Consider the following 19684-nt stretch of genomic DNA (forward strand, 5'->3'; position numbering starts at 1 on the left):
CATGAGGTTGAGCGGTCCGAACTCGTCGACGCAGATCACCCTGCCGTCGGCGGGCGGGTGGTCGTAGAGGTCGAGGATGCGGTGCATCTTCGCGATGAGCTTCCCCCGATAACCCGAAGCGGTTGTTACCTGGATCGGGTCGGTGATGCCGGGATGGTAGTCGGTTCGGCCTGGGCGGCGTGCCAGGCGGCCTCGTACTCGTCGGGGCTGAGCCAGCCGAGGTCCTTCTGGATGCGTTCGGTGTTGTAGAACCCGTCGATATAACGGAACAGGTCGTTCTCGGCCTCGTCGCGGGTGCGCCAGGACCGTCGGTAGACCAGCTCGATCTTGAGCGTGGAGAAGAAATTCTCCATCAGGGCATTGTCGTAGGAGTCGCCGACAGACCCCATCGACGGCAGAACCCCGTTGTCCGCCAACCGTTCCGCGAACCGGAAGGCCGTGTAGGTCGACCCGCGGTCGCTGTGGTGGATCAACTGTCCGTCGCGCACGTCGCGGGACCAGATGGCGTACTCCAGGGCGCCGAGCACGAGGTCGGCGTCGCAGCGATCTGAGGTCTTCCAGCCCACGATCCGGTTGGAGAACGCGTCGCGCACGGCCGCGAGCCAGAAGACGCCCTCGCCGGTGCGGATCCGGGTGGCGTCGGCCACCCACAACCGGTCCGGAGCGGGCGCGGTGAAGTCCCGGTTCACCCGATCAGGTGCCGGTACGGCCCGCGGATCCCGCCTGGTCGACGACGTCCGCCACTGTTTACGCAGGAAGGCGCCCTGCAGGCTGGCCTGGCGCATCAGCCGCTCGACCCGCTTGCGCGACACCCGGATACCCCGACGCCGCAGGACCCGGTGTACCCGCGGGCTGCCGTAGGTGCCGCCCGAGGCGGCGTGGATGTCGACGATCTCCGCGGTGATCGCCCGGTCCTCGCGCTCACGTCGGGACGGGTCGGCCTGTCGGGCTACCCAGCCGTGGTAGGTGGAGGAGGCGACGCCCAGGACCCGGAGGACGAACTCGACCCCGAAGCGGCCGCGAAGCTGCTCGACGAGCTTCACGACCGTCGCCGGGTCGGGTCGAGTTCCGCCGCGAAAAACGCGGACGCGGTCTTCAGGATCTCGTTGGCGCGCTTGAGCTCCGCGTTCTCCTTGCGGAGCCGGCGCAGCTCCTCGGACTCGGCCGCGGTGGGCCGGTCGTCCCGTTCGCCGCGGTCGGCCTCGTCCTGCCGGATCCAGTTCCGCAACGCCTCGTGGTGCACGCCCAGCTGCTCGGCCAGGCGCCGGATCACCGGCTTGGGGTCGGACTCCCGGTACAGCCGGACCGCGCGGGACCTCAGCTCGTCGGGGTACTTCTTCGGTGGTGCCACGGACGACTCCCTTCAGACCTTATCGGACCATGTCTGGAAAGACTCCGGGCTACCGGGGGAAGCTCACGAGGAAGTCCGGGTCGGTGGTGGCCTTCCAGGTGGTGGTGGCCTGCCAGGACACGCCGCCGTCGCGCAGGATGCGGCGCAGCGTCTCCTGACTGACCGCGGCGACGGTGCCGCGCGCGAGCAGGTGCTCGCGCAGCTTCGCGAGAGACCAGGTGGCGAACGCGGTGATACCCCAGTCGGCGGGCGCAGTGCGGGCGATCAGGCAGATCCGTTCACGGATCGCCTCACCGATCGTCCGACTCCGCCCGCCGCTCCATTTTGGGTCCAGCGCCGCGAACCCCCGCTCGTTGAACGCGTGGATCACGTCACGGACGTAGTCCTCGCTCACCTGCATCAACGAGGTGATGTCGCGGACCGCCTGGCCCTGGCCGGACATCAGCACCACGATCGCCCGCCGCAGCCGTACGGGATCCTTCGCGGTCCTGGTGATCCGTTGGATCTTCCGGCCTTCCTCCATCGACAACGGCCTGACGAACACACTCGGTCGACGAGCCACAACCACCTCCCGCACTCGACATGCGGAACCAGCCTCGCCGATCAGCCCAACCGATCGATTACCGGGTCAACCCTCCGAGACGCGCCACTAGTCACCGTCGGAACGGGCGCGGTAGAGGAGGCTGGCGACGGCTCGTCGGGGCACGGGCGCTCCTGCTGGAAAAGATCACGATAGGAATCAATGCCGTTCACCATTCCAGGAGACAACGGCCCGAAAGCATCAACACCCGATGAACCGAGGATGATTCACCTCGGATGCCGGTCCATGCCGCAATGACATCCTGACTACACTCAGCGGCCTGCCGACCGCGAAGGGATCTTGATGATCAGCGTGGGCCAACTGGTGGAAGATCTGAAAAAGCTTCGTCAAGGCCTCGGCCTCGACACACCCGGGTTGTCGAAGAACATCACGGAACGGCTGCGCCTGGTGCTCGAACTGGACGGCGACGACGCAGCCGTCCGGGACCAGCTCAAGCAGAAGATCGCGGAACTCGCCGAACCCCTGAGGGAGGAGCACCGCCAGGCCGTGCTCATCGCCTACGGGTTGACCGGGGACCGGAAGGCCCGAACGCTGAAGCAGCGGGTGGCCCTCCTGGCGAAGCTGATCGACCGCAGCGAGCGCAGCGCGACGCGGAGGATCGACGAGGCCTTGTCACTGGTGGCCCAGCACGCCCTGTCGCGGAAGCGGGCTTCGGCGTCGGACGGGTCGACTCCCCTGTCGCCCTGGCGCACGATCTCGCTGCGAACGACCGTCGTGCTCGACAAGGACCTCCCCGAGGTGTACGAGGTCCGCAGGATTGCGGCTTCCACGGATGGTCTTGCCGAGGTGGAATTGGAGCTCACCGTCGACGCCCCTCCACACTGGACCGAAGCGGATCCCTCGAACCCCACCGTCGACGTCCTGCACGGCGGAACGCTGCACACCCGGTCGCGCCATTCCAGAACGCGCATCGGCTATGTCCTAGCGCTTCCACGTACCCTCGCCAGGGACGAGGAGCATGAGTTCTTCCTCCGTTTCCGGTTCACCGCCCCAGGGGCGATGGAACCCTTCTACATGTGCACCCCGAAGTTCCTGTGCTCCTTGTTCGACCTGCACATCCGATTCGGTCGGGAGCGGGTGCCGGACAAGATCTGGAAGGTCCACGGGTCCCTGATCAACGAGGTGCTGGACCACTCCGCGCCGAGACAACAGGTCGAGGCCGACACGGCGGGTGAGGTGCACCTCACCTTCACCGGCCTGGTCCCGAACCTGTCCTCCGGCGCTGTGTGGACCGACTGACGCGCTCACGTCGCACGCAGGCGGTTCAGCCTGTGCGCCAGCAGTGCCATGAGGGTCGCCGCCAAGAAGACCAGGACCGCGAGCGAGAGCACCCACCACGGACCGGAGTGCCTCCAGAGGGGGTCGTCCGGCAGTCCCGGCACCACCGCCGTCAGGTCCGCGGTGGACGCGCCCGCCGCGTAGCCCCACCGTGCGGGTGCGATCCAGGACAGCTGCTCCAGCACCGGCCTGCCCGTCACCGGGACCATGCCGCCGCACAGCACGAGCTGCGCCATGATCACCACCACCAGTACGGGCATGACCTGCTCCACCGAGCGGACCAGGGCGGAGAGCAGCAAGGCCATCGCACAGGTCGCGAAACCCGTCACCCACACGGCGATGGTCAGCTCGATCAGCGGATCACCGAGCACCACGGCCTCACGCGGTCCCGGTTTCACCGCCACGGTGCCACCCACCAGCAGGACGGCTTGGCCGGCGGCGATCATCCCGAACACCAGGATCTTGCCTGCGGCATAGGACCCGGCGGACAGACCGGCGGCCCGTTCGCGCAGGAAGATGGCACGTTCCGCGACGATCTCCCGTGCCGCGCAGGCACCGCCGGTGAAGGCCGCCCCGACGAACAGCAGCACGAGGATGTGCGCCGGCTCCGACGGTTCCGCAGCCCCGGGAGGGCCGAGCCCGCCCGAGCCGGGCACCGCGAGCGCGAGCCCCGCCAGCACCAAGGGCATCAGGAGAAGGAATGCCGCGTATCCCACGTCCGCCGCGATGAGCCTGCAGTGGCGTGCCACCAACGTCATCGTCTGCTGCCACCACGATCTCAGGGCGGGTTGGACCGGCGCCCTCGAAGTCGTGCTCGGAGCGTCACCACGCGTCCGTACTGCTGTGGGCGCCGGTTGCCGCTCGGCCGCCTCGAAGATCTCGGCCCAGTCGGCGGCGCCGAACCTGACCCGCAATTGGTCGGGCGCACCGAGGAAGAAGGGCACGCCGCCGGGCGCGAGGATCAACACGCGGTCGCACTGCCCCAGGTTGGCCGTGTTGTGCGTCACGACGACCACGGACCGGCCCGAGTCCGCGATGGCGCGAAGGGAGGTCATGACTTGCCGGTCGAGGTGCGGGTCGAGGCCCGAGGTCGGCTCGTCGAGCAGGAGCAGCGGCGGTGAGGTGAGCAGCTCCATCGCGATCGAGACCCGCTTCCGTTGCCCGCCCGAGAGATCCCTGACCTTCGTGGAGGCCTGTTCGGCGAGGTCGACCTCGGCCAGCGCACCGCCCACGGCCGTGTTCCGCTCACCTCTCGTCGTGTCGGCCGGAAGGCGCAGCCGCGCCGCGTAGGACAGCACCTTGCGAGCGCTGAGCTTGAGGTGCAGCACGTCGTCTTGCGGAACCACCCCGATGCGGGCGCGCACCGCACTGCGGACGCCCAGGCCGTCGTAGGTCACCCGGCCCCGCGACGGCTCCAGCTCTCCGGTCATCACCTTCAGCAGCGTCGACTTGCCCGCGCCGGACGGCCCGATGACCGCGACCAGCTCACCGGGTTCCACGTCGATGCTGACGCCGGATAGCAGGACCTTGCCACCGGGAATCCAGTAACCGACGTCGTCGACGACGAGGTGCTGCTCCGCGGCGGGAATCGGCACCAGGCCGCGATCGGACACCGCGACGTCGGTCGCGCCGAAGGTGAGCAGGTCGCCCGCACCGACTCGCACGTCACCGGTGATGGCCACGCCGTTGAGCAGCGTCGGGTTCCGGCTGCCGAGGTCGGTCACCAGCCAGCCGTCCCCACTGCGTCGGGCCACCGCGTGCCGTCGCGAGACGACCGGGTCGTCCAGCACCAGGTCGTTGTCGGTGGAACGCCCGATCCGCACCGCGCCCGGCACACCCGTGCCGCTGACCCGGACGACGATGTCGACGGCGTCGGCCAGCCGCAGCACCACCTCGTCCACGACCCGGTGCTCGGTGATCGGCAGGCCACCGAGCCGCGTCCCGCCCGCTGTTCCCCGGTCGCGAACCACCCACCCGTCGTCGTACTCGGCCAGCAGGTGGTTCCGCGACACGGCGGGATCATCGAGGATGACGTCGGACCCGGCGCTGCGTCCGATTCGGACGGCCGTGCCGGGGCTGAACGTCCAGCGGCGGGCGCCAGCGGTCACGACGAGCACGTGATCATCGGAGAACATCGGCTCACCGAGTGGTCGTGGTGGTGGTCGTCGACTGGGGAGGCAGACCTGATGTCGGCACCTCGCTGGCCAGGCCGAGCAGTTTCGCCTCACCGAGGGCGAACACGCTGTCCCCGCAGGTCTTGGACGAACTCGTGACGACCCACTGGAGCTTCAACCTGAGCGCGTTGGTGACGTCGAGATCGAGGTCGACCACCTTGCCGAACTCGATGGGCTGGGTCGTGAGCTGCCGCCCGTCCGCGAAGACCTCCAACTGGACCCGGACGTCCGCCGACTCGGCGTTGTCCCCGATCCCGGCCGTCGCGACCAACCTGCGGTAGCCCTTCGACAAGTTGTACTCGACCACGTTGGCCCTGCTCGTGCAGTAGTAGTCGAGACTCGACCCGAGCGCGTGGAGGTACTGCTCGCCCGCCATGCCCACGGTGAACGCCTCACCCGCCGTGGACCAGTTGCCCGTCGAGGGCTTGACCTCGTCCAGGTACACGGTCACGGCCGGTCGGGCGACCACGAGCGTAACCTTGCCGTCGACCTTCTGCCCCGCGGCGGGCTCGTGACTCAGGACGGTGCCGTCGGCGGCCTTCTGGTCGACCTGCTCGACGATCTCGACGTCCAGGGACTCGGGCAGCTTCTCCCTGGCTTCTCCCAACTTTCTGCCCACCAGGTCGGGCATCGTGTCGAGCGTGGCGACCCTCTTGGTCGTCGTCTTGGCCGTGGTGCGCTCGGGCCCCGAATCCCGCTCGGTGCCGTCGGCGACCGCTGTCGTGGTGGCGCCGGTCGGCTCCGCGACGTCCTCTGCGGAGCCGCGGTCGACGAGCGCGTAACCGCCCACACCGACGACGCCCAGCAGGACGACCGCCGCCGCGGCGATCGGCAGCAGGCGGCGCTTCCTGGTCCTACCCGACGGGACGACCGAATTCGCCGATGCCGCCTTCAAGATCGTCTCGTTCTCGTTCCCGTGCCCGATCGGGATCGCGGGCGGCGGAGTTTCCAACCGTGGTCCCACCGGGACGCCTTCGCGCCAGAAGCGGTCGGCGAGCCCGGACAACACGGCGGCTACGTGTTCCGCCGACCTGGGACGTGCGGCGGGGTTCTTCTGGAGCAGGCTCCAGATGACGTCCCACAGTGCGTCCGGCACACCCTCGGGACGGCCGGGCAGTCGTTCCCGGTGGCTCACCAGCACCTGGAACACCGACTCGCCCGCGAACGGCGTCACACCGCAGCACAGCTCGTAGAGCAGGATGCCCAGCGAGTACAAGTCCGCAGCCGGGGTGATCTGCCCGCCGTCGGCCACCTCGGGAGCGATGTAGTGCGGCGTGCCCGCCAGCAACGTGCTCCGGCCGACTCGCGACCCGCCGGCCATCTTGGCGATGCCGAAGTCGGTGAGCTTCGGCGTGCGCGTCGACGTGGAGTCGTCCATCAGGACGTTCTCGGGCTTGACATCGCGGTGGACGATCCCGGCCGAGTGCACGCCGTGCAGGGCGAAGGCGATCCCCGAGCCGATCCTGGCCACCTCGGCGGGCAGGATCGGACCCGCGCCGGTCAGGAGGTCGCGGAGCGTCCCTCCGGTCACGAGGTCCATGACGATGGCGGCCGTGGTGCCCTCCACCACGAGGTCGTGGACGGCGACGAGGTTGGCACCTCGCACGTTCACCAGGATCGAGTGCTCCTGGTGGAACCGCGAGATGAAGTCGCTGTCCTCGACCAAGTCGCCGCGCAGAAGCTTGAACGCGAACTGGCGGCCTCCCTCGTCGGTCCCCCGGTAGACCTGCCCCATCGCGCCGGACCCGAGGAGCTCGTCCAGTGTGTACCGACTCCCCAAAGCACGCCCCATTCGCGGTACCTCACATTCCTGGTCCAGGGATCACCGATCGGGTGGACGCCGAGCATAGGTGCGCGATAAGAGCGCGAACGGACAAACAATGGACAGTTGGGAGCCAATTCCCCCCACACGATCATGATCACCGCATTATTGCGGCGCACAACCAGGACAGAAGCAGGACGGAACGTGGTCAACCGGAGTGGCCGGACCACTTCATCGACGGGCGCGGGTACCTTGCATTCGTGTCCACAACCCCCTCGGACGTCGTGGATGTGTTCCTGTCCTTCAGCGGTGAAGACCGGTCCACGGTGCGTGAACTCAAAGACGCGCTCACCGCGGCGGGGCTCAAGGCTTTCCTGGACGAGGACGACATCCGGTTCTCGCACAACATCAGCGACGACGTGCAGGAGGCGCTGCGCCGGTCGAAGACGATGTTGATCTACTACTCGGCCTCGTACCCCACCAGGTCCGCCTGCCAGTTCGAACTGCACCACACCTACCTCTCCGCCTTGCGCACGGGCGAGGTCGCCAAGCGCCTGCTCGTGGTCAACCCGGAAGACCCGGCCACCGAACACTTGCTGCCCCTCGACCTGATGACCCATCGGTACTGGCGAGCCTGGAGGACCAAGGGCGAGCTCTCAGCGCTGGTCAGCGGAGTCGCCCGGGCCGCACGGGCGGTCGACACGCCGTTCGCGGACATCGACTTCGCCGCGTCGGCACGACGTGTCGGGAGGACCTCGCACCTGCCGAACACCTCCTTCGTCGGGCGCTACCGCGACCGGTGGCGTCTCCACGCCGCCCTGCACATCGGAGATCAGCCTCTGGTGGCCGCCAGGACGGCTCCGCCGGTCGTCGCGCTGACCGGGATGCCCGGCATCGGCAAGAGCGCCCTCGTGCGCGCCTACGAGCACGACTTCGGGTTCCTCTACCCCGGCGGGGTGCACCGCATCTCGCTCGCCGGCTCCGAAACCGCGGCCGAGGCGCGTTCGGCGCACACCGAGCAGTTGGTCCGGCTCGCGGAGTTCCTCGACGAAAGACCTCCCGACGTTCGACGGGACTCCCTGCTCGCGTGGTGGTCGCAACGCCTCGACAACGCCGGCGAGCCAGTCCTCTGGGTGGTGGACGATGTGCCTGGCGCGCTGCCCGACGAGGTGCTGGCCGAACTGGTGCCCTCGGCACGCGGTGTCCGCACGTTGCTCGTCAGCCAGCGGGAGATACCGGAGAGCGTTGCGCAACGGGTGCGGCTCGGCGGCCTGACCGCCGACGACGGCCGTGCGCTGTTCACCCGGCACCACCCGGCCGGGCCGGACGAGCGGGATGCGGTGGCGCGGGTGGTCGAAGGCCTCGGCGGCCACCCGTACGCGATCGCCCTGGCCGCGGCCGGCGCTCGCGGCCGTGAAGGGCTGTGGCACTTACGCGACCGGGTGAAGAACCTGACCCGAGGCGCGCCGGTGCTTGACATGGCGCTGAAGACGGTGCGCGGGAGCATCGCGGCGCTGACCCGAGCGGAACGCGTCGTCCTGACGCTCTCGGCGGTGTGCTCCGCACGACCGCTGCCCGCTGTGTTCATCAGCCGCGTCCTGGACGTGCTCGCGCCCGATGACCGGGACCGGGCGAACGAGGTGCTGGCGAGCCTGGAGCGGGCGATGCTGGTGGAGTCGCGCGGCGGTTCTTGGCAGGTGCACCAACTGGTGCGGGCCGCGACTCGGCAGGGCGGCGGATCGGCCGAGCTGGACACCGTCGCCGCGGTCGCCGCGCACACGCTGATCGCGCTGGCGAAGGGCGGCGTTCCCGGCTTGGTCGAGCACGGCGTGGCGCTGCTGGACCGGACGTCCGGGTCGCCCACCTACGCCGACGAGTTGAACCGGCTCGCCGTGACCTACTACGACAACCGTGGCGAACCGGCGTCGGCCGCCCCGTTCCACGAGCGGTTGGCCGACCTGCACCCGAATGAGCCGTCACACCTGCTGAACGCGGCCAGGGCGCGCCGGCAGTCGGGCGGCCCCGAGGCTGCGTTGGCGCACCTGAACCGGCTCGCATCCACCGCGCACGACAGCCGCACTGCGGTGCACGGGGAAGCCATGAGAGCCGCGGTGTTCGACGACCTGGGCAGGCACCTGGAAGCCGAGGCCCTGTGGGCTCAGGTGTTCGCACGTCTGACACAGGAGGAACTGCCCCGGGAGGAAGTGGTCGACCTGCGCACCGCACGCATCCGGAACCGGCGCATGCTCGGGTACTACCTGGAGGCGAAGGCGCTTCTGCGAGACCTGATCGCCGAGCACGGCGACATGGGGGACGCCCTCATCCCGGCACGCCTCGAACTGGCCGAAGTCGGCGTGGCCACCGACGATCGGGAGGGCGCACGCGAAGCCGTTCGCGCGATCCTCGACCACTACGAGGGGCTGGGGCTGCCGCGCCACGCGAACGCGATCACCGCGGCGACGCTGCTGCACCAGGCACAGCTCACCGTTTTCATCCTCGAGTCCTATCCCACGCAGGCTGAGCGGGAAGGGGCGGAGAGGGCTTTGCACAAGCAGTTGGAAGCCTCACGCCGTGAACTCGGCCCGCACAACCCGCGAACCCTGGCGATCGCGGTGACGCACCTCGAAGCGCTGATCAGGTTGGGCACGCCCGAGCGCGCGCTGGCCGAGTACGCGTCGCTCCCGGACGAGTTGGCCGCTCACCTGGGTCCAGGGCACGACCGCCGCCTGCGCGCCCTCTACCTGCTCGGTCTGGCGCAGTCCCAACGCGGGGACTACGCGGCAGCGGCCGTGAACTACCGAAACGCGCTGCAGGGGCAACTCACGTCTCTGGGGCGCGGACACCCCGAAACGCTGGAGACGACCTACGAACTGGGTGTGTGTCAGTGGTTCGAGGGGGATCGAGGCGCCGCGCGGGCCGCGTTCCACACCGTCATGGAGGGCGCGGTCGAGAAGGTCGGCAGGCGCAACGACCTCTACGGCAAGGCGCTGGTCGCCGCGAAAATGATCTTCATCCCCGCACCGATCTTCCGAGCGGCGATTCGGTTCGATCGGCGACGGAAGGACTGAGCTAACGGGTTCATTTCGGCGAATCGCTCGCCGTAACAGCGGCGGGGCAGTCCGCGACATAGGACGCAGAATGCCGGCCTCCTCCTACTCGGAATTCGCGCCGGCACTAACAACGCGCAGCGTCGGACAGTGCTGCGCAAAAACAGCGCGGAGGAATGATGGCCGCCTTGCCGGACCGGCTCATGGGAGAACTCAAAGCGCTGTGCCGTGGACGTGGGGCGCAGGCGCCGGGCATGGACCGGCAGATCGGTCCGGCTCTGCGGGAAGCATGTGGGATCAGCGAGTCGGACGGCTCCGAAGTCGCCCGCGAGAAGCTGGGCGAGTGGGTCCGCGCGCTCGCGCGGCACTTCCCCGAAGACCTGAGGCTCGCGGTTGTCGTCTCCCTCGCGCTGCACGCCGAGACGCGACATGCCTTCCTCGTCCACCGCCTCGAGTGGCTGGCGCACCGGGAGGGCCGCAACACGCGGACCATCCGGCGGCGGGTCGACGATGGCCTGACCCGGTTGGTGGAGGCCGCCACCAGCCGGGTCCCGGTCGCGGGCCGCGGCAACCCGGACGGTTGGCACGTCCGACGGCTACAAGTCGTGCTGCGCTTGGACAGCGTGGTACCGACCCGCATCGAGCGGTGCTGCGTGGTCGCGGAGGAGGACGGTGTGCGGGAGGTGTCGTGGGTGGTCGAGCCGGGCGTCGACGTGGACGTGGTGCACGGCGCTGTGGTCCGCGGGGGGAAGTGGTCGGCCCGACGACGCTTCGAACTGCCCCGCCCGCTCCGCTCGGGTGAGCCGCACGAGTTCGCCTTCGAGGTGCCGATGCCCTGGCTCTCGGCGGAGGACTCCTACCTGATCCGCCCGCCGAGTCCATGTGACCGGCTCGAACTCGTCGTCAGGTTCCACCCCGACCGGTTGCCGTCGGAGGTCGAGCGCGCCTACCGGTGGGTGGGTACCGCAGCTGGCACGGGAGCGGAGATGTCGATCAACGGCGTCGGCGAGGCCGAGGCGGCGTTCGCGAACGTGCTTCCCGAGCACGAGTACGGGCTGCGCCGGCAACCGTCCCCACTGCTGCCGCACCTGGTGCCCGGTCCCCGACTGGTGCAGGCGGTGGAGAGTCGGCCGGAACCGGTCGCGCGGCGCCGGCTGGGATGAGTTCGAGCGACCGCGCCGCCCCGGTCCGGCGGTCAGCCGATCTCGGCGGCCAGCCGGTCGGCCTCGGGCGCGCCCAGGGCCTTGAACAACGTCAACGCTCGTTCGAGGTGGGCGAGCCCCGCGGTGCGGTCCTGAGCGGCGCGGGCGAGCCCCGCCAGCCCTCGGGCTTCCTCGTAGCGACTGCCGCACTTCTCGCTCAGGTGGACCGCGCGCTGGTGGGCCTCGCGCGACTTGGCGAGGTCGCCCGCCTGAATCCACACCTCGCCCAAGCAGTTCAGCGCCATCGCGGTGTCCAGGTCGGCTTCGAGGCGGCGGAACACGGTCAACGCCTCGTCGAGATGGCGGACGGCGTCCTCGGTGCGACCGAGCGCCGCTTCCGCCAACGCGATGCCCCGCAGGGTGATCGCCGCGTTCGACTCGGCCCCGGACGACCGGTAGTACTCCAAGGCGATCAGGTAGTCCCGCAACGCCTCCTCGTGGTCGCCGCGGTAATGGGCGATCCACGCGCGGTTCGCCAGGGCATTGGACACCCCCCGCAGGTCTCCGACCTCTTCGTACAGCCGTGACGCCGCGGTGTAGTGCGTCGCGGCGTCCTCGGTGCGACCGAGTTCGAGCAGCGCGACGCCGAGGTTGTTCCGCGTGGTCGCCTCCGCGTGCCGGTCACCGAGCCGTTCGGTGGCGACGAGCGCGGCCTCGTGCGCGCGGATCGAGTCGTTCCACTCCTTGGCCAGGAAGTAGTAGCCCCGCATCGTGTACGCCAGCTGCCACTGGCGGGCGTACAGCTGGTGGTCGGGCAGCGTGAACAGGGCGGCGATGGTCTCGCGCTCGGCGACGAGCCAGTCCAGCGCCCGATCGCGATCGGGGAACGGGGGACCCGGGGCCGGCGTGCCTTCCAGCGGGATCCGCAGGCGCGTGGGCGCGATCTGCCGGTCGGCTCGGTCCGCGGTGTGGAGGAAGTAGTCGAACAGGCGCGTCGTCGCTGCGGCCCGGTCGCTCGCGGGGTCGTTGTCCTCGACCAGTTCCGCGGCGTAAGCGCCGAGCAGGTCGTGCATGCCGAACCGTGCCACCCCGCGTTCGGCGACCAGGTGCGCGCGGTGCAACTCCGCCAACAGCGCGGCGGCGGGCCTCGGTCGCGTTCCGGTCAACGCCGCGGCCGAGTACTTGTCGAAACCATGCCCCGGGAACAGCCCGAGGAAGCGGAACAGCCTGGCCGCGTCGGCCGAGAGGTGCTTGTAGGACCAGGAGAACACGGCGCGAACCTCGGTGCGCACGTCACCGCCGGTCTCGAACACGTCCAGCCTGGCGTACTCGTCCTCCAGTGCGGCCACCAGCTCGGCCAGCGGCAGCGTGCCACGTGAACGCAGCAGCCCGACGAGGACCCGCAGCGCGAGCGGCAGGCCCGCGCTGTGCTTGACCAGCTCGGCCACCGCGGCCGGTTCGCGGTCCGCCCTCGCGCCCAGCGCCCCCCGCAGCAGTGCGGCCGCCTCTTCAGACGGCAGCACGTCCAGGTGCATGACCGCCACGTCGAAGTCCACGAGCAACCCGGTCAGCGCCTGCCTGCTGGTCACCACCACGGCCGTCGTCGGGGACGCGGGGATGAGCGGGCGGACCTGGAATTCGCTGCGCGCGTTGTCGAGCACCACGAGGACCCGTCGCTCGGCGAGCATGGTGCGGTATCGAGCGGCGCGCTCGTCGACATCCTCCGGGACCTGGTCCGCCTTGACGCCCAGGGCCCTCAAGAACGAAGCGAGCACGGTCCCGGCTTCGACCTGGAGGTCGGGCCCGTAGCCGTTCAGGTCGGCGTACAGGACCCCGTCGGGGAACTCGGCACTCGCCTGGTGCCCCCAGTGGACCGCGAGCGCGGTCTTGCCCACCCCCGCCGTTCCGGTGATCAACGCGATCCTCGGCGACGAGGGCCTGTCCGCGGACGTGGCGAGCGCGGCGCTCAAGGCTTCGAGCGCCCCATCCCGGCCCACGAACTCGCGCACGTCAGGCGGCAGCTGGCGCGGCACGCGCTCCGTCACCTCGGTGGTGTGCACGTGCACACCACCGGAGATGACCCCGGCCTGCACCACGGCGTGCGCGACACCGGAGAAGTGGTTTCGCGTCGCGCTGTCCTCGTCCATCGCCGTCCTCGGTCCGCGAGCACCCCTCGTTGAACAAGATCACAGCAGAATTCCACGGCAGGCGGTATTGCAGGCGACGATGATTACCAGTGAGTGAGATCGGCACGGGCGCGAGCCTCTCCGACCATGAGCGGGCTGAGCGCGCCGTCGAACTCGTCCGCGGCGGCCCAGTGGGCTTCCGCCCGTTCCGGGTCACCCGAGGCCGCTGCGGCGTTGCCCAGTCCGATGCGGGCGCGGGTCGCCTCGTAGCGGCTCCCGCACCGCTCCCCTCCCACGACCGCACGCCGGTAAGCCTCAGCCGCCTCTTCGAGGTGACCGGCCCGGAAGCGCACCCAGCCGAGGCAGTTGAGGGTCATGACGACGTCGAGTTCCAGACCGAGCCCGGTGAACTCGGCGAGGGCCTGCCCCGCGTGGGCCAGCGCGTCCTCGTAGCTGCCCAGTTCGACCTCCACCAGCGCGATCCCGCGCAGCGTGATGGCGGCGTTCCGGTCGGCTCCCGCTCTTCGGTAGGCGTCGAGCGCAAGGCACATGTTCTCCCGGGCGGACAGGTGCTCACCGAGGTAGAGGTCGACCCAAGCGAGGTTGGAGCGGGAGCTGGTGACGCCGTGCGGGTCACCTACCTCCTCGAAGATCTCCATCGCCTCCCGGTACCGCTTCTGCGACGCCACGAGCTCACCGCGGTCGGCCAGGGCGATGCCCAGGTTGTTCAAGGTCATGGCCAGGGGTCCGCGCAGCCCGGCGGCACGCGTCGCCGTTGCCACCTTCTCCAGCAGCTCGATCCACGGCGCCCAGAGCTTCGTGAGGAAGAAGTAGTCGTGCAGCAGGAACGCCAGCAACCAGCTCCGATCGACCAAGTCGTGCTCGACCGCCGTGCCGCACATCGCCACGAGCGAGGGCCAGGCCCCGTCCAGCCAGGCGATGGCGGCATCGCGGTCTGCGAACCCCTCGGCCGACACGTCCGACGGGGGCAGGTCGGGCCGGAACCGGTGGGGTGCGATCAGCGCGTCGGCGAAGAACGTCCGGCGCAGGACGTGGTCCAGAAGGCCGCGCACCGCCGTGAGCCGGTCGTCAGGAGCGGTGTCGGGCAGCACGTGCTCGATGGCGAACAGTCGCACGAGGTCGTGCAGTCGCACCCGCTCGCCCGGCAGCAGCACACCCAAGTGGGCGCGGTCCAGGCCGGTCAGCAGGTGCTCCACCGTGGCGAGGTCGTGCCCCGCGAGGGCCGCTGCCGCGGACAGCTCGATGTCGGTTCCCGGGTGCAGTCCCAGGAGGGCGAACAGCCGCCGGTGCGCCTCGTCCAGCCCGCGGACGGACAGAGCGAAAGCGGAGGCGACGCTGCGCTCCCCGTCGTCCAGGGCGAGCAGTCGGGAAGCCTCGACGGCCAGGCGATCACCGAGCTGGTCGACCGTCCAGCCCCGGCTCGTCCGCAACCGAGCGGCGGCGATGCGCACGGCCAGCGGGAGGTGACCGCACAGCGCCACGACCCTGGCCACGTCCCCTGGGCGGTCGCCGGCGGTGGCGCGGAACAACGACACCGCCTCGTCGCGGGTCAGCTCCCCGACCACCACGTGCTGCGCCTCGTCGAGCGCGGGCAGCCGGTTCCGGCTGGTCACCACCACGCGGCAACCGGGTTCGGCCGGCAGCAGCGGGTGCACGCCCGACGAATCGGCGGCGTTGTCGAGCACGAGCAGCAGGCGCTTGCCCCGCAGGACGTTCCGGTAGACGTTGGCCCGGCCGTCCAGGTCGTGAGGTATGTCGGCACCGGGCACACCGAGGACGCGAAGCAGCACGTCGAGCGCGTCCTCGGGCGCCATCCGCGGAGCCTGGGGCGTGTGCCCGCGCAGGTCCAGGAACAGGCAGCCGTCCGGGAAGGCGGACTGCGCCTCTTCGGCCGCGCGCAGTGCCAGTTCGGTCTTGCCCGCCCCGGCCATCCCGGTCAGCACGACGACGGCGCGCGGTTCGCGCAACGCCCGGGCGACCCGACCGAGTTCCTCCTGGCGACCGGTGAAGTGACGCGTCGCGGGGGGCAGGCCGTACAGCGCGGGGGGCTTCGCGGCCCGTCGCTCCGCCACCGCCAAGGCCAGCAGTGCTCCACCGGCACCCAACTGGTCGTCACAAGTCCTGGCGAGCTGGGGCGTCGGCACGGCGTGCCCGTTCTCGATCTTGCTGAGGAACCCCTTGCTGTAGTGGACGCGATTCGCGAAGGCGCTGAGCGAAACGCCCGCGCGCTCCCGCAGGCGGCGCAGTTCCTGGCCGAACCCGGCCGAGAGGTCGTCCATGTCCCAATGGTGACGCACCGGCTTGCCGCCGCACCCGGTGACTTCGGGCCGGCACGCAGGTTCACCCGCGTGCCAGCCCAGGAACCACCGATCAGACCAGCAGCAGGATCAGGAACTCGATGAGCGGCACCACGATGTGGGTGTGCATGGCAGGTCACCTCCTCGGCAGGCCAGGGCCCACGCGAATTCCTGACCGCTGAAACGGGTCACTTCACGAATTCGCCGGACCGCCGATTGGTTCGGAATTTCCGATGCCCCGAGGATGCGCCGCGCGAAGGTGGAGCAGAACGGGTTTACCGTTTCCTGTTGTGGCTGGAAACGCACCGGCCCCGTGAGCAGCTCGTCCAGGTCGTACGAGGAAACGCCCTGCCCGTCGGACGCTCCAAGCCGGACGCCGACGCACCTCTGAGCCGACCGGCGGACAAATCCGCGTCAGTATGCCGACAGTTGTTCGCAGGGACCGGAGCAGCGATCGATCCGGGTTACCTTGACGATCTGCGGTCAGCCGACCGGAAGCACATCGGCGACATACCGATAGGAAATCCGTGGACCAGGAACCCAACTCCCAGCACGTCGAGAACAACCAGGGCGGTTACGTCTTCGCCAACCAGAACGGCCGGCAGTCGATCTACCTGAACTCGATGGTCGACCACCTGCAGAACGGCTTGATGGCCCTGAAGGGCAAGATGTACGCCAAGGCGGCCACCGAGTTCGAGGAGTCGCTCAGCGACGGCCGGAAGGCGGGCGCCGACCGGATCGCGGAGGCGTCGCACGACCTCGCGCTGGGGCACTTCGGCGCCGCCCTCGCGATGCTCAACGGCCGCGTGCCCGGCGATCGGGTGCCGGAGGAGATCGATCGGATCGAGAACCACCTCGAGCAGTCCATCGGCTACGGCGATCCGGTCGTCACCCACCAGGCGAAGGTCCTGTGGGCATTGGTCAAGGACGACTACTACACCGCGTACAACATGGCACCGAGGCCTCCGACGGCGGAGGTGCTCGCCGAGAGCGTGGCAGCGCTGGGCCCGGACGACCTGGAGCCGCTCCTGACGCACCTCGGCAACATCCGGGGCCGGACCTGGCAGGCGGTGCTCACCCGCGCTTCGGAGTTCGGCCGGTTCCCGAACGTCGAGCCGGAAGTCCGGCCGACCACCAGGATGTTCGACCCCCGGCGTGCGGAGGCCGTCCGCAAGTACTTCATCCCGACACCGGCGGGACGCAGCCCGAACCCCCACTACATCGCTCTGGGTGGTGCCGCCGCACTGGTGGTGCTCGGCATCGCGATGCAGAGCTTCGGCACGCTGTTGTTCCTCGGCGGCGCCTACTTCCTGGGCAAGTGGGGATTCACGAAGTTGGGCGAGTACCGCCGCTACGTCAAACGCCGGGACGAAGCCCTGCCCAAACCTTCGGACGCGCAGATGGACGCCTGGCTGCGCGAGGACGTGGAGCACCTGCGGGCCAAGGCGGGCGACCAGGTCCGCCTCAACCCGAAGCTGGTGAAGGACGGCGGTGACCTCGTCTACCCGGTGCAGACGGTCGTCGGCCTCCCGACCGACGACATGCGCAAAGCCGTGGCCATGCGGGTGCGGCGGGGCTCGGACGGGAAGCTGCGCGCCAACCACTACGACGTGCTCAACCTCTTCCTGACCAACGACCTGATCAGCGTCTACCGCTGCCTGGTCGACTTCCGCACCGGCGAGGCGATCTACGAGGAGGTCACGGAGCGGCACTACCGCGACATCGTCGGGGTGACGTCCAACCGCATCCCGGTGCCCGACCACATCGTCGAGCTGTTCAAGTCGATCGACAAGCTCGCCGCGGAAGACGGCCAGGACGAACGGCAGGAGCGGAAGTACGCCGACCTCTCCTTCGCCCAGACCTTCTCGCTGTCGATCGTCAACGGAGAGAAGTTCGAGATGAGCACCGGGTTCGGCAACGCGACCGACGGGACGGACGAGGTCGCCTGGCCCAGCAACGGGCAGGCCCTGGACATCATCAAGAGGATGGTCCGCGCCCGGCACAACGCCAGGTGACCCGGCGCCGCCTCACGGCTGCGGGCGTGTGCGCTACCGCACAAAGCCCGCAGCCGTCAGCGGTGGATCGAACGGTCGCCGTCCTGTTCGCGTACACCGCGCCGCTGCCGTTGGACACGCTGCGCCGCCGCACGTTGGCCGGAAGGTGGCGGGACGATCCCTGGCATCCAGGCTTCGCCTCGGACGTCGAGTCTCGTCGTGACTCTGGGCGCGACACCGCCGGCTCAGCGCAGCGTGCGAAGCAGCGAGCTCGCGCCCTCGTCGGTGAAGCTCTCCACGACGCAGGTCTGGAGTACCGGCGTTTCGGATCGCTGGCACGCCGGGCTTGTCCTGCGCCGGCCAACGGACCGTGCGCCGTATGATGGTCGAGCGCCGTCACCGAGTTCCGCCGCCGGTCGGGTGGCGCTGTGCGAGGTGGCGTCGAACGTGTTGGTGGCGGAACTGGTGGACCGCGCCGTACTGGCGCAGCACGCCTCGGTCCCGCGCGTCATCGAGGAACGCCATCAGCCGCCAGGGCAGTCGACCGCGAGCGGCCAAGAGCAGCCGTGCGACGGTGAAGCGGGCGTATGCGCTCACCAAGGCCCAAGCGGCCGCGTAGCCCAGGGCGATGCCTACCGCGAACCCCCATCCCAGCAACGCGAACACCACCGCGATCACGATCGCCGTCCCGGCTCCCACCAGGACCACGGCGCGGTCGGCACGGAGGGTCGTGACCGGGTTCGTCGGGCGCTCCAGGTCGGCGAGGACGACTACGCCGCTGGTCCGGTCCTCTCGCATCCGGCGCCACGCCCGGCGGCCGAAGAGCCAGACCAAGGTGCCGCCGACCCCGATCAACGCCGTGACCACGAGGATCGACCGCACGCCGCCGGACCGGCCCTCCGAGATCCACAGCGCCGCGACGAGGAGCGTGAACACACCGGCGATGGTCAGCAGCCAGTTGACCAAGAGCCCGGCCATGTCCTGGAGATCCGCACGTACGCGGTCGGCGGAGGCGTTCAGGGCGTGCGGGGTTTCGAGGTGGTCGCCCGCGTTGACGTACCGGTGAAAGGGCCCGCTGTTGATCGCCAGACCGAGCACCGCGGCGGCGACCAGGGCGGGCACCAGGCCTACGTTGCTGAAGTGACCGAACCCGAAAGCCGCACCGCCCAACCCACGGCACGTGGGCGCGACCGCGGGCAGGGAGCGGTGCAGCCGCCACCACGCGATGTCCGGTTCACCGTCGGCGTTCCGGGCGAGGTACGCGAGCCACCGCCGGACGACCGTGTGGTGTGCGCGGGGGAACGACGGCGTGGCCCGGGGCGGCGGGTCTTCGAGGTAGACCGCCGGTATCAGGTAGGTCAGCAGGTGTGCCTCGATCGAGGCGAGGTCGGGCAAGCGCGCCCGGTCGAGCAGCTCCGCCGGATCGCGTTCGTGGTCCTGGTAGACGGTCCCGATCAACCACACCACGAGCGGCGTCGGAACCGGCTCTTCGCGCAGGCGGGCGAACAGCGGCGCGAGGCGCGTGGTGCCGTGCGGCATTTTCTCGCGCAAGTAGTGCTCGACATCGTCGCGGTCAGGGGACAGCAGCTCGGCGCAAGTCACGCGGGTCAGTCCGACGCCCGCTGCTTCCAATTCCCGGTACTCGGCCAGACCGCAGGTCACGATCAGGGGGACCGATGAGCCGAGGCGGTTGAGCGCGGCGACCGCGCGCGGGCGCAAGTCAACAGCCAGCGTCTCGAGCCCGTCCAGGACGGGCAGGACCAGTCCCACCCCCAACAGCGCCGCTGCCAGTGTGATGGCTCTGCCGTCCACCCAGCGCACGGTCCGGCCGAGGCGGTGGTCGCGGGCGAGCCGGCGTGCTAGTGTCCTGCGCCTGAAGTTCGTTGATGAA

The 19684-nt window shown here is 69.6% G+C and carries 12 protein-coding genes; 4 read left to right on the forward strand and 8 right to left on the reverse strand.

Translation table 11 applies throughout. The annotated features are described in order from the left end of the window. Window positions 1-125 precede the first annotated feature (125 nt). Genes ACIQMJ_RS40370 through ACIQMJ_RS40380 form a run of 3 tightly spaced genes read right to left on the reverse strand, consistent with a single transcriptional unit; the run spans window position 126 to window position 1874 of the window. Window positions 126-1043: an IS3 family transposase gene (locus tag ACIQMJ_RS40370; RefSeq protein ID WP_499766300.1), complete on the reverse strand. Its 918-nt coding sequence runs from the start codon at window positions 1041-1043 to the stop codon at window positions 126-128. Then, entirely contained in the window at window positions 1040-1351 is a 312-nt protein-coding gene (locus ACIQMJ_RS40375) for a transposase (protein ID WP_499766301.1), read from the reverse strand. Before ACIQMJ_RS40375 ends, ACIQMJ_RS40370 begins: the two co-directional genes overlap by 4 nt. Window positions 1352-1400: 49 nt before the next feature. Beyond that, window positions 1401-1874, reverse strand: coding sequence for a helix-turn-helix domain-containing protein (locus ACIQMJ_RS40380; RefSeq protein ID WP_499766302.1), 474 nt, complete (start codon window positions 1872-1874; stop codon window positions 1401-1403). A gap of 360 nt (window positions 1875-2234) precedes the next feature. On the opposite strand from ACIQMJ_RS40380, the gene ACIQMJ_RS40385 reads away from it, so the two are divergent. Beyond that, window positions 2235-3191: a hypothetical protein gene (locus ACIQMJ_RS40385; RefSeq protein WP_499766303.1), complete on the forward strand. Its 957-nt coding sequence runs from the start codon at window positions 2235-2237 to the stop codon at window positions 3189-3191. 5 nt (window positions 3192-3196) lie between these two features. Here ACIQMJ_RS40385 and ACIQMJ_RS40390 read toward each other — a convergent pair whose 3' ends face one another. Next, complete coding sequence (locus tag ACIQMJ_RS40390) at window positions 3197-5365, reverse strand: ATP-binding cassette domain-containing protein (protein WP_499766304.1); 2169 nt, start codon at window positions 5363-5365, stop codon at window positions 3197-3199. A 4-nt stretch (window positions 5366-5369) separates the two neighbouring features. After that, window positions 5370-7196 carry a protein kinase domain-containing protein gene (locus tag ACIQMJ_RS40395; protein WP_499766305.1) on the reverse strand — a complete coding sequence of 609 codons (1827 nt, stop codon included), beginning with the start codon at window positions 7194-7196 and terminating at the stop codon, window positions 5370-5372. 230 nt (window positions 7197-7426) lie between these two features. Here ACIQMJ_RS40395 and ACIQMJ_RS40400 point away from each other — a divergent pair, with 230 nt between their 5' ends. Together ACIQMJ_RS40400 and ACIQMJ_RS40405 are read left to right on the forward strand one after the other, a co-directional pair. Further along, complete coding sequence (locus tag ACIQMJ_RS40400; RefSeq protein ID WP_499766306.1) at window positions 7427-10234, forward strand: tetratricopeptide repeat protein; 2808 nt, start codon at window positions 7427-7429, stop codon at window positions 10232-10234. Between the two features lie 158 nt (window positions 10235-10392). Next, on the forward strand, window positions 10393-11376 hold the full coding sequence (locus ACIQMJ_RS40405) for a hypothetical protein (RefSeq protein WP_499766307.1): 984 nt from the start codon (window positions 10393-10395) through the stop codon (window positions 11374-11376). A gap of 32 nt (window positions 11377-11408) precedes the next feature. Here ACIQMJ_RS40405 and ACIQMJ_RS40410 read toward each other — a convergent pair whose 3' ends face one another. Together ACIQMJ_RS40410 and ACIQMJ_RS40415 are read right to left on the reverse strand one after the other, a co-directional pair. Continuing rightward, entirely contained in the window at window positions 11409-13502 is a 2094-nt protein-coding gene (locus ACIQMJ_RS40410) for an ATP-binding protein (protein ID WP_499766308.1), read from the reverse strand. Window positions 13503-13585: 83 nt separating this feature from the next. Next, entirely contained in the window at window positions 13586-15781 is a 2196-nt protein-coding gene (locus ACIQMJ_RS40415) for an ATP-binding protein (protein WP_499766309.1), read from the reverse strand. A 545-nt stretch (window positions 15782-16326) separates the two neighbouring features. On the opposite strand from ACIQMJ_RS40415, the gene ACIQMJ_RS40420 reads away from it, so the two are divergent. Next, complete coding sequence (locus tag ACIQMJ_RS40420) at window positions 16327-17814, forward strand: hypothetical protein (protein ID WP_499766310.1); 1488 nt, start codon at window positions 16327-16329, stop codon at window positions 17812-17814. A gap of 375 nt (window positions 17815-18189) precedes the next feature. Here ACIQMJ_RS40420 and ACIQMJ_RS40425 read toward each other — a convergent pair whose 3' ends face one another. Further along, on the reverse strand, window positions 18190-19605 hold the full coding sequence (locus ACIQMJ_RS40425; RefSeq protein ID WP_499766311.1) for a hypothetical protein: 1416 nt from the start codon (window positions 19603-19605) through the stop codon (window positions 18190-18192). Window positions 19606-19684 lie beyond the last annotated feature (79 nt).

It is taken from the genome of Actinosynnema sp. NPDC091369, assembly GCF_044757065.1.
In the GTDB taxonomy this organism is placed as follows: Bacteria; Actinomycetota; Actinomycetes; order Mycobacteriales; family Pseudonocardiaceae; genus Actinosynnema.